This is a genomic window from Victivallis vadensis, assembly GCF_003096415.1.
In the GTDB taxonomy this organism is placed as follows: Bacteria; Verrucomicrobiota; Lentisphaeria; order Victivallales; family Victivallaceae; genus Victivallis; species Victivallis vadensis.
Genome location: NZ_QEKH01000032.1, coordinates 52616 through 61611, shown reverse-complemented (window position 1 = coordinate 61611; position 8996 = coordinate 52616). Strand labels below are relative to the sequence as shown.

General features: G+C 50.0%; 12 protein-coding genes. 5 read left to right on the top strand and 7 right to left on the bottom strand.

The genetic code is table 11. The annotated features are described in order from the left end of the window. Positions 1–4 precede the first annotated feature (4 nt). From C8D82_RS16590 to C8D82_RS16580, 3 genes are all read left to right on the top strand, one after another. Positions 5–1156: an adenine-specific methyltransferase EcoRI family protein gene (locus C8D82_RS16590; protein ID WP_116885411.1), complete on the top strand. Its 1152-nt coding sequence runs from the start codon at positions 5–7 to the stop codon at positions 1154–1156. Further along, entirely contained in the window at positions 1153–2334 is a 1182-nt protein-coding gene (locus tag C8D82_RS16585) for an HNH endonuclease family protein (protein WP_116885406.1), read from the top strand. The genes C8D82_RS16590 and C8D82_RS16585 overlap by 4 nt, the downstream gene beginning before the upstream one ends. A gap of 261 nt (positions 2335–2595) precedes the next feature. After that, positions 2596–3501: an Abi family protein gene (locus tag C8D82_RS16580; protein WP_116885405.1), complete on the top strand. Its 906-nt coding sequence runs from the start codon at positions 2596–2598 to the stop codon at positions 3499–3501. Between the two features lie 115 nt (positions 3502–3616). Here the strand turns inward: C8D82_RS16580 and C8D82_RS16575 are convergent, their stop codons facing one another. The 7 genes from C8D82_RS16575 to C8D82_RS16545 all read right to left on the bottom strand — a co-directional run bounded on the left by C8D82_RS16575 (position 3617) and on the right by C8D82_RS16545 (position 7053). Beyond that, positions 3617–3877: a Txe/YoeB family addiction module toxin gene (locus C8D82_RS16575; RefSeq protein ID WP_116885404.1), complete on the bottom strand. Its 261-nt coding sequence runs from the start codon at positions 3875–3877 to the stop codon at positions 3617–3619. After that, the gene (locus C8D82_RS16570) at positions 3874–4143 is read right to left on the bottom strand and encodes a type II toxin-antitoxin system Phd/YefM family antitoxin (protein ID WP_116885403.1); all 270 of its coding nucleotides are present in this window, start codon (positions 4141–4143) and stop codon (positions 3874–3876) included. The genes C8D82_RS16575 and C8D82_RS16570 overlap by 4 nt, the downstream gene beginning before the upstream one ends. A gap of 71 nt (positions 4144–4214) precedes the next feature. Beyond that, positions 4215–5681, bottom strand: a complete 1467-nt coding sequence (locus C8D82_RS16565) for a TerL (protein WP_116885402.1) — start codon at positions 5679–5681, stop codon at positions 4215–4217. A 2-nt stretch (positions 5682–5683) separates the two neighbouring features. Continuing rightward, a complete protein-coding gene (locus tag C8D82_RS16560) occupies positions 5684–6085 on the bottom strand; it encodes a hypothetical protein (RefSeq protein ID WP_116885401.1) in 402 nt (133 codons plus the stop codon). 2 nt (positions 6086–6087) lie between these two features. After that, a complete protein-coding gene (locus C8D82_RS16555; protein WP_116885400.1) occupies positions 6088–6531 on the bottom strand; it encodes a hypothetical protein in 444 nt (147 codons plus the stop codon). A 118-nt stretch (positions 6532–6649) separates the two neighbouring features. Further along, positions 6650–6832, bottom strand: coding sequence for a hypothetical protein (locus tag C8D82_RS16550; protein WP_116885399.1), 183 nt, complete (start codon positions 6830–6832; stop codon positions 6650–6652). Then, positions 6829–7053: a hypothetical protein gene (locus tag C8D82_RS16545; protein ID WP_116885398.1), complete on the bottom strand. Its 225-nt coding sequence runs from the start codon at positions 7051–7053 to the stop codon at positions 6829–6831. Before C8D82_RS16545 ends, C8D82_RS16550 begins: the two co-directional genes overlap by 4 nt. Before the next feature lie 364 nt (positions 7054–7417). Here C8D82_RS16545 and C8D82_RS16540 point away from each other — a divergent pair, with 364 nt between their 5' ends. Further along, complete coding sequence (locus tag C8D82_RS16540; protein ID WP_133245244.1) at positions 7418–7753, top strand: hypothetical protein; 336 nt, start codon at positions 7418–7420, stop codon at positions 7751–7753. A 21-nt stretch (positions 7754–7774) separates the two neighbouring features. Beyond that, entirely contained in the window at positions 7775–8845 is a 1071-nt protein-coding gene (locus C8D82_RS16535; RefSeq protein WP_116885396.1) for a tyrosine-type recombinase/integrase, read from the top strand. Positions 8846–8996 lie beyond the last annotated feature (151 nt).

Genomic DNA, 8996 nt, shown 5'->3' with positions numbered 1-8996 from the left:
ACATATCGCACATTATACGACGGCGAAAAATACAAACCTGACGAAAGCCAAGAGTGCGAAAAACGACGAGTTCTATACCCAATATGCGGATATTCAGGCGGAAATCAATGCTTATATCGAATATGATCCGGACGTTTTCCGAAACAAGAGCATTCTGCTCCCGTGCGACGATCCCGAGTGGAGCAACTTCACCCGTTTTTTTGCACAGAACTTTGAAAACTTCGGATTGCAGAAGCTCATCAGCACCAGCTACGCCATCGAAAGCAAGCAGATCAAAGAGTGGGAACCGACCCTGTTTGAAACGGAAAATCCCAATTACGACGCCGACAGGAGCCGGACCAACGGCAAAATTTTTATTTTGGAGCATGACGCCAATCGAAACGGGAAAATCGACATCGATGATCTGGAATGGAACTATCTCTCCGGCGACGGCGATTTTCGCAGTGACGAAGTGAAAGCGCTCCGCGACGAGGCCGATATCATTATCACCAATCCACCGTTTTCTTTGTTCCGCGAATTTCTGGCATGGATTGTTGAAGCACAAAAGCAATTTGTCATCATCGGCAACATGAATGCGGTCACTTACAAAGAAGTCTTTCCTTTGATCAAGGAAAATAAATTGTGGCTGGGACAAAGTATTCACAGCGGCGACCGGGAATTCGGGATTCCCGATTATTACCCGATGGAAGCCGCCGGTCAGCGTATTGACGAGAATGGGAAGAAATATATTCGTGTCAAAGGTGTTCGCTGGTTTACGAATCTCGACCACGGACGCCGCCATCAACCGCTGGAACTCATGAGCATGGCTGACAACATAAAATACAGCAAGCACAATGATGTTAAAGGTCATGAATATCGGCATTATGATAATTATGATGCGATTGAGGTAGCCTACACTGATGCAATTCCCAATGACTTTGATGGTATTATGGGGGTTCCGAAAAGTTTTCTGGATAAATATTGTCCGGAACAGTTTGAAATTGTGGGCTGTGCAGAAGGTGACTCTGGTAAAGAGTTGGGGTTGAAGCCGTTTGATCGAGAACTTAAAAAACTTAATAAAAGTTTGCGAGACGGACAGTTGTACTATATGGAAAATGGAATCCCGACGAAACCATATGCACGTATTTTAATTCGGAAAAAGCAGGTGACACAATGAATACGACTTTGCGTACAGATATCACAGTCGCACAAATCTGCGAAGGCTTCGTTTACAATGAGCTGGAAGGAAAAGGGCTTTTCGGTCTTGCCGGAAAACTCACCATTCAACCGGAATATCAACGCAATTACATCTACGCCAAAGAAAATAAAGAGATTGCCGTCATTGAATCTATCCTGAAAGGGTATCCGCTGGGGTTGATTTATTTCAATACCGTAATCGGCGATGGAACAAAACGCTTCGAGGTTTTGGACGGACAGCAGCGTATTACCAGCATCGGACGCTTCCTGACTGGGAAGTTTGCGATTCAGGACGCTAATGGAATGCAGCAGTATTTTTCCGGTCTGGCAAAGGAATTACAGGACAAAATCCTTAATACGGTTCTCCTGATTTATGAATGCGAAGGGGAAGAGGCCGAAATCAAAGAATGGTTCAAAACCATCAATATCGCCGGAATTCCCTTGAATCAGCAGGAAATTTATAACGCCGTCTATTGTGGAGAGTTTGTAACCAAAGCAAAAGAGGAATTCAGCAATTCCCGTAACGCCAATGTTCAGAAGTGGCGGGCGTATGTGAAAGGGGATGTCTATCGACAGGCATTTTTAGCTGCGGCGTTGACCTGGATAAGCAGTGCCAAGGGCATGAGTGTCGAACATTACATGAGCGCACATCGGCATGATAAGAGCATAGATGAATTGAAAACGTATTTTTGCAGTGTCATCGACTGGATTGACAGCGTTTTCACCGATGTTGAAAGTGAAATGTGCGGGTTGGAATGGAACCGCCTCTATGAAATCTATCATACTACAGCCTACAATCCGCAGGAAGTTCATAAAAAAGTTCAGGAACTCTATGCCGACTCCTACGTCAAAAGCCGCAAAGGGATTTTTGAATATGTGCTGGGCGGATGCGTCGACACAAAACTTTTGGAAGTTCGCGTATTTGACGATGCCGTAAAAAAAATCGTCTACAAACAACAGATGGTCAAGGCCAAAGCCGATGGAAAATCAAACTGCCCTTTGTGCAGTCTGGGAAACGACAATAACAACCGAAAGATTTGGGACCTTAAGGACATGGATGCCGACCACGTGACCGCATGGAGCAAAGGCGGAACAACAGACATCCGCAATTGTCAGATGCTCTGCAAGACTCACAACCGCGCCAAAGGCAACCGATAGTTTCCACCGAAATGGGGGAGCGGCTTTTTGTTGACAATCGTTCTACTGGTGTATGAGGCAATAAGCCACGTTGGTGGCATAGCGCCATTGGTTGTTGAAGTCAAATCATTTGAAGAAGAAAATCTAAAAAAAGATGGAATTTATAGAGAAAAGATGTTGAAAAAATTTATAAAACGGCTACTGTAAATATAGCATACCCTCGTAAGCCTCTCGGTTTCTGCCGATGCTCAACCTTCGAGGGGTTTTTTTTATGGAGCGGCAATGGAAACTGCGTTATATTCAAAACAGGCATTGAGCATTGTGGAACAGGTTTCACTGCTCGAAAAACGAGGTGTCCTTATTGAAAACGTGACATTTGCCCAACAAGTTCTGGAAACAGTAAGTTATTATCGTTTCAGTGCCTATTTGTACCCATTTCGGAAAAATGACGGAACTGACAACTATGTTCCGGGAACATCGTTCAATCAATGCTGGCAGTATTACCGTTTTGACCGCAAATTACGGTTCTGTATCATTGATGCGATAGAGCGAGTTGAAGTTGCCACAAAGACGAGAATCGTAAATCACCTTGCTATGAAATACGGTTCTTTCTCATATAGAAACACGTCAACTTTTGCAAAACCTTTGAATTTTTTTCGCTATCAGGAGCTCCTCTCTTTTATCGACACGGAAACCAAAAAGAGCAAAGAAGAATTTGTGGAGCATTTCCGATGCACATACGATACATCCAATGGACTTCCACTGTGGATGGCGGTTGAGGTAATGACTTTTGGAAATATGCTTACGCTTTTCCGCCTTATGAAAAAACAGGACAAGCAAGTTATTGCGAAATCCTTTGGCAGTAATGAGCATGTTTTTGAATCCTGGCTGACCAACCTGAACTATGTTCGCAACATTTGCGCGCATCATGGCCGGTTGTGGAATCGTCAACTCGCCGTAAATCCATTGATTCCCGCAAAAGACTTGAGGTGGCATGAAGCTGCTTACCCGATAAGCCCCAATCGTATTTACTCTACTTTGTGCATTCTTAAATCGCTTTTGGATGTGATCGTTCCACAATCGAACTGGAAAGCAAGATTTTATTCCATTCTTGCCGAATTTCCAATGATACACCGTATTTCAATGGCGATTCCAGAGGATTTTGAAAAATCTGCCATCTGGCGGTGAGATATTCGTAATTTACTTCCGGCGTCCCGTGGATTTCTATATCTGTTTTCTATCCTCCGTCGATTTACAGAAAACGAAAGGGGGAAGCGGCCCCGCTTATATGGAATAAAGCGCTTTATTTGTAGTGGTAACGGAGCATTACGATCACCAGTAAGTCCTGCTCCACCCGGTAAACCATCCGGTCAGCCAGCGTAATTCGGCGCGACCAGTGCCCGGAAAGCGCATGTTTCAGCGGTTCCGGCTTGCCGAGTCCCGTAAACGGATGCCGTTGGCAATCACGAATCAACTCCCGGATTTTTTTGACGTTTTCCGGCGATTCGTCCAGCCAGTATTCCCAATCCTCCCATGCCTCCGGCGTGAACAGCAGATTTTTCATCGACCGGCCTCTTCAAATTCCTCCATGCTCATACGCCTGCCTTCACCGCGCCGGGAAGCCTCGATTGATTTGCGCAGCCGTTCGGCATTGGCCGGATTCCGCAACAGGTAGTCCGTTTCCATCAAAGAGGAGTAGTCCGCCAGCGAAATCATCACCACTGCGCAATCTCTGTTCTTGGTGATAATCACCGGAGCATTATCCCGGCAAACCGTTTCCATTGTCTGCGCCAGCTCTTTGCGGGCCGTCGTATAATTCAACGCATTCATAAATGCCCCCTTTCTGTACAGGATAATGTACAATGTTCCGGCAAAATATCAAGACCGGAACATGAAATATGTCACAAATACCCGTTCCAGCCGTTGCCGCCGGGAAGCGGCGGGGCGGTAAAGCCGTTCATCCGGTCCCGCTGTTCGCGCAATGCGGGCATGACGGTTTTCAGCGCGGCGTATTGCAGCGCGTCATGGATGTGGCTGTACTGATTTTTCTCCGGCGTATCTTTGAACAGGGTGCCGTCCGAACCCGGCTTGCGGTTGAACCGGTAGCCGGAAATAAAACCCTTGCGCAATCGTTCGCAGCTCGGATCAAGAACCAGATTCGGAACGCCGCCCGGCCCCAGCTGCCCCAGCAGGTCAAGCACCGCCTGTCGCCGCGGCTGAAAGTCATTCGTCGGCGCAGGTCTGGCCGGAATGCCGTTCATCGCCAGAATACCGAAGCAGCTCAAGGTGTCGTCGGCCTGCGCCCGCTGGATTCCCGCCGGATCTCCGACCGCCTCCACCGGCAGGCCCGCAAACTCCGGGGAACGCAGCAGCGGAATCACATCCGACAACAGGAATTGTTTCAGGCCGGAATCATCGCTGAACCGCTCCCGCAGCACCCGGAGCTGTCCGCCGAGCTGCTGGCAGAATACGCAGGCCGGGGTCAGCCCGAAGTCGAATCCCAGCAACAGCGGCAGGTTCCGGTGAATTTCCAGCGGCCTTGCGGCCACGTGGATATTTTCCTTGAACGTCGTGTAGACCGGGCGGTCCGCCGACAACGTTCCGTATTGCGCCATCAGCATCACGCGGATGTAGTTCGGATCGACGCCCGGCTTCGCCTGGCGCAGGTAGTAGTCGTAGCCGAGCGGCAGATTCTCGATGTTTTCGGCCTCCGGGTTCGGCGCGTAGACCCCTTCGGCGACTTCGAGGATGCCGCCCGGCTGGCGGTAGAAGCTGTAGCCCTCCGGCTTGTCCAGTTCCGCCATCTTGTAATACCAGTGGTCGGTGTCCGGCGGGTTCGTATCCATGATCAGCCCAGCCCAGGTGGTGGGCGCATCGGCTTTCGGCGGGAAACGGCCCGTCCGGCCGAGAATGCCGTTCACGATGGTCAACGGCACTTCGCGCGCTTCGTTGATCCATGCGCCGGTACACTCCAGCGAAAGCAGCTTCTTCACGTCGTCAGGGCGGTCCAGCGCCAGAAACAGAAATTCCGCCTCATAGGTGGTGCCGTCATCCATCGGCCCCCATGCCGTGCCGCTGTACGGCGCTTCGGAACGAATCGGGCAGCATTCGGAAGGAACCCATTCGGAAAACGTCTTGATCGTCGTTTCCTTGAGTTCCGGGTAGGTGTTGCGGATGATCACCCAGCGCGACCGGCGCACCCCCTCCCGATTCGGAGCCTGCTCACGCATCCGGAACAGCAGTTCAAAGATGCAGGCCACCGATTTCCCGGAACCGATCGGCCCCATCAGACCTTTCACAATGGCGCGTTTGTCGGCGTGAAACTTCGCACCGGTCGGCGACGGAACGTAAATTTTGTGGATGTCCATAGTCATTTTACTCCTAAAACCTTGCTCAAGGGATCAACACTTTTGCGCACGGCGGGCGCGGGCTGCTTTTTTTCCTCGATCAGCAGCTTCATTCCCTTGCGTTTTTTGTCGTCGTCTTTCGGTGCCGTCGCCGCTTTGATCCCGGCGATGTCGGCGGCGACTTTCAGCATATCCACCAGCGCCACCGGTTCGACGGATACGATGTTTCCGTGGTTGCCGTATACGATCCGTTTGATCTTGTCGGTCTGCGTCGGCGCGAGGGTAGCCAGATAATCTGGATCGTTGCAGCGGGAGAGGTCCAGCGCGGAATCGACGGCGGCCATCAGGCGGCGTAACGCCCAGCGCCGGACAGTATCGGGATCATATTTGCCAGTCGCGGGGGATGTTTTCTCTTTGGCGGTCATGGTCAGCATCCTTTCTTCGGCGACAGTTCCCCGGATTTCAGGCGGGCGGCCAGCTCCGGCAGCGGCAGATTCAGCAGCCGCGCCAGATGGCGGACGGAACGGCTTCGGGCGGCGTCCATATCCGGCAGGCGGGAGAATTGGGCGACGATGTTTCCGTCATGGTGGATCTCATAGGTGTAGGCGTTGTTGCGCAGGCCGATGTAAACGGTATGATCGGCGGCGACAAGACGGGCTTTCACCAGTTCGTTGAGATTGTACTCCCACGGCAGCGAAGCCGCCTTGAGCCGAAACCGCACGGTACGTGGCGCTCCCCGGAAGCTGACCGGCGGGCGCGGTTGAAGCTGACTGACCCGGAGCCGTTCGCAGCGGGAACAGTATACCTGTTCCGCCGGGACGTAGACGGCATGGCAGCGGGCGCATTTTGAAAAAAATGTGATTTTCTGCATGGAACCTCCTTGACTTGAATTTTCATGGCGATACTTTCAGTCCAGAGGTCTGCAAAATGCGTGTGGAACTCCTGTTTTTCCTGAATGCTCCGGTTCGCGGCCGGAGCATTTTCTTTGATCAGACGTTTCTGTCCGCTTTCAGTAATTCCCGGCAGCGCCCGCACGTGACGCGCTCGCGGCGTTCGGTCAGCAATGGCGCATGGCCGTGGAATCCGGCGCATAACGGACGGCCCTCTTCCGTTTCAAAATGAATACGGCGGCTTGGGGAATGTTTTTCCCGCTTCCTGTAGTTGCGAATCATCGTCTTTTCTCCTTGATTTTGCGTTTGGCAACTGTGATGATATTCTGATCGACCAGGCTTTGAACCACAAAATAGAGTTCGTCGTCAAAGCGCATTCTGTATTTTACGGACTTCCGGCCCGGATACAGCAGCCGCTTGCCGTAGCGGACCGTCAGCCATACCCGTTCCGGCGCCAGACCGCGTTCTTCAATCCGGCGGATTGCGTGGGAGGTCAATTGCATGTGACTGCCCCTTTGAAAAGTGTTCAAGCTCCGTTTCGCCCAACCACAGGGTTTGGTTGGACCCCGCCGCAAACCAGCTCAGCCGGTAAAGCGGTTCCCCGCCGGAGAATTGTACCGCCGTCACCAAAGCCCGGATGTCCCCGGCGATGGTGATTTGGTCATGCAGGCCGTATTTACTGGAAAATCTCATCGCTTCTCATCCTCGTGAATGTTGCCGACAACCTCCAGCGAATCCCGGTCCATACCAATCATCGGTGAATTGTGGCAGTCAAGATAACGTGCCGTTTTGCTATCCCATACCCGGAACTTGAATCTATCGCAGTTCATTCTTTTCCTCCTACGGCGTTATCAGCTTGAGCAGGAGATGAAACAGCGCCAAGCAATCTTGGATCAACAAAGGCGGGAGTTTGAAGCAAGAAATGGAGGCCGAATTTCTGCACTTCCAATAAGCTCTCCTGATTTTAGAGAGGTTATTGGTTATACGGTTACCACCGTTGACACGGTGATGCAATGTACTGTTAGAGAGCGGAACCGAGTGCAGTATATTTTTATGAAATTGGCCAATGGAAATATTTGGCAAATCAAATATGCTCCTTTGCCCGATATTATCCCCGGAAAAACTCAGGTCATTATATTTGAGAAAAATAGTAAAGAAATCAAATTTTTGATTAATGGAATATTTCTTCAAGTTGCTCGATAACTTCCCGATAATGAGAATAAAATGGCCCTACGAAAGATCCACAACACCTACTACGTGTATTATCGCGACGTTGACGGCAAGCTGAAAACCCGTTCATTGAAAACGACCGACGCCACGCTTGCCCGGCGGCTGCATGACGATTACATTCTCCAGTTGCAGGCCAAGAAAGGGCGCGCGGTGATCATGCGGGATTTTCCTGAGCTGAAACCGCCGCCGGAGCTGCCTAAAACCGCCACCGGAGAACATCAGCGCGGCGGCATGAAAATTGCCGATATGCTGGAATGTGCTTTGTCAAAACGGGTATTAGGGAAAACTCACTTAGAGGTTTGGAAGAGGTTTGCAGATCGGATCGGAGTGAAATATGCGGATCAGGTGACACCGGATATTGCTCAGGCATATTTGCAGAAATACTATTCAACTGGCAATGGCAAGACTTACAACAATCAGAAATCTATCTTGAATACCATTTTTCGGTGTTGCTTGGTTGAAGCTAAACTTTCCGAATCTCCTTTCCGCCCGATTGTCAATAAACGTGTAACTCATGTAGATAGCCATAGGAATCTGACGCTGGCTGAATTTGACAAACTGATCGCTGCTGCTTCTCTCGATGTCAAGGTCATGGCAATGTTGTCGCGCTGGACCGCACAACGTCTTGAAACTTGTGCCGGGATTACTCCTGCCATGCTGGATTGGGATCGCAAGGTAATTGTCGTTTCGCCCGGGAAAACCCGGCGGTTTCATAAATGGGTGTGCTGTCCGATTATGCCGGAGCTTGAGGCGTTTCTGAATGGATTGGGAATAAATAAATTTCCTCCATCAGTTTCTATTGTAAAGAGCTGTGGATATCTGAATAATCGTGCATTCTCTGTTAAGTTTTCCAGATTGCTTGATAAGCTGGGGATACATGATACGAAAGATGGGAAAGCCAGTTTTCACTCTCTTCGCGGAACCGCCATTACTTGGTTCAAGGAGCATGGCATAAAAGGGGAAGAACTGCGGCAGATTACGGGGCATGAATCAGATGAAGTTGAAGATATTTACGCTCGTGATATTGCTTCTGTCAGCCGCATTGCCAAGTCTTTTTCTGAATAAAATTGTATGTGATATTGTATGTAATAGTGTTGATTTGTGCTTGTTTTATGGGTTCTCATCCCTGCAACTGGGGTTCGAATCCCCATGGGGATGCCATTTAGCATCTTTAGTCATAACCAGCTTCATTTCAAACTCGCTTTCGGGGTGTTTG